We start from the raw sequence: 1698 nt of genomic DNA, 5'->3' as shown, positions 1-1698 counted from the left end.
CACCGCAGGCGCATTGGCCCGCTCATGCAGACGGGTCCATTTTGACAGCGTGTCAGGGTGAATATCCAGCTTTGGAGCGATCATCATCACCGCAGACCACCGCGAAGGATGATTCTTCTCTTCCTCCAGAACCATGCGGGCTGCACGGTCACGAAACTCAGGCGGAAAACGCTTCGATTTATTGCTCATGAATTCTTCTTACCTCACGGGTCTTGATGTCTCCACAAAACCCGGGGCAATTCAATACTTGTCTGTCCGTGTTCTACTGTCACGTTCATATCATCCTGTTGAAAGTCCATTCCTTCATAACAGGGGAAAATGACGTGAACCTGAACGGCATGATATCCGTTCAAATACCACATCCGGCCTTTTCAACAGGATTGCCTCATTTTGATAAAAACACACTTTCGGTTCGCAAAATTGGGTAATTTCGGTTTTTCTTGACATAGGAAGCCGAAGAAGTCAGCGGTAAAGTATGGACACCATCAGCCTCCTCGCCCTGCTTCTGACTCTCTCGGCAGGGTTCAGTATTCTCAATCACCACACGTTTCGCCTTCCTGTGACGATCGGTGTGCTGGTTTTCTCATTACTGGCTTCCCTGCTGGTTATGGTCCTGAACCCGTTGATACCGGCCTATGACCTTCAGGCTCTCCCACGATCTGTTCTTGGAGCGATCAATCTTCCCACAGCCCTTCTGAATGGCGCGCTGTCCCTACTTCTGTTTGCCGGGGCCACGCAGGTGGATGTCGGACATCTACGCGCAAAGCTTGCCACCGTGACTGCTCTGTCTGTTCTGGGAACCGTTCTAGCTGTTGCTTTTCTGGCGATCGTGGCATGGTACGTATTTCCTCTGTTAGGTCATGCCATTCCTTTCACGTGGTGCATCGTCCTTGGGGCTATCCTCGCGCCAACTGATCCTGTTTCGGTTGTCGGTATGCTGAAACGTCTAGGGCTGCCAGCCCCCCTTCAGGCCGTTTTCGCTGGCGAGAGTCTGTTTAATGACGGCGTGGGCGTGGTGATTTTTGGCGTCACGATAGGACTGGCGACCGGGGACAGTCAGGGAGTGACTGCCTCCGAGATTGCTCTGAGTTTTTGCCGCGAGGCAATCGGTGGCGGTCTACTGGGCGCACTGACCGGATGCATCGCACTCCGTGTGCTTAAGGGACAGCGGGATCCGCATATCGATCTGCTGACGTCGCTGGCCCTTGCGACCGGAACATTTAGCATTGCTAATCAGCTTGGCATGTCGGGTGCGATTGCCGTCGTGGTGGCGGGACTGTGCTTTGGAACAAGCTATAGCCATTCCGTTTTTGATGAGGCATCCCGCAAGGAACTCGACGGCGCATGGAAACTCATTGACGAGGTGCTGAACGTCCTGCTGTTCATGCTGATCGGCTTTGAAATCCTTGAGGTCACGCCACATCTGTTTACGGTGCTGGCCACCCTTGCCGTGATACCCCTGTCTGTTGTCGTGCGAGCATTGAGCGTGTTGTTTTCAACGCTTCCGGTTCACCTCAGACAACGGGAGCGGGGCCGTGTTCTTGGTATCCTGACCTGGGGTGGTCTGCGAGGCGGTATCTCGGTTTCGCTACGGCGTGTCGTCAGTTAAGCCCTGAGTATGGTACGTGAGGGTTGTACTTTCCGGCGTCCTGTGCTGACTGTTTTTCTCGCTTTGAGGGAGGCAGACGAATGCGACGC

1 protein-coding gene and 1 pseudogene are annotated in these 1698 nt (G+C 53.9%); one reads left to right on the top strand and one right to left on the bottom strand.

The genetic code is table 11. The features are described from left to right. Nucleotides 1-189: transposase (locus GOB86_RS15385; protein WP_165993532.1), on the bottom strand; the 189-nt coding region annotated here is incomplete at its 3' end. Between the two features lie 286 nt (nucleotides 190-475). Here GOB86_RS15385 and GOB86_RS15380 point away from each other — a divergent pair. Continuing rightward, nucleotides 476-1591, top strand: a pseudogene (locus tag GOB86_RS15380) (cation:proton antiporter); the annotation flags it as partial. Nucleotides 1592-1698: the final 107 nt, after the last annotated feature.

This window comes from Acetobacter lambici (assembly GCF_011516885.1).
Lineage (GTDB): Bacteria > Pseudomonadota > Alphaproteobacteria > Acetobacterales > Acetobacteraceae > Acetobacter > Acetobacter lambici.
This window is presented reverse-complemented; position numbering and strand designations above follow the sequence as displayed.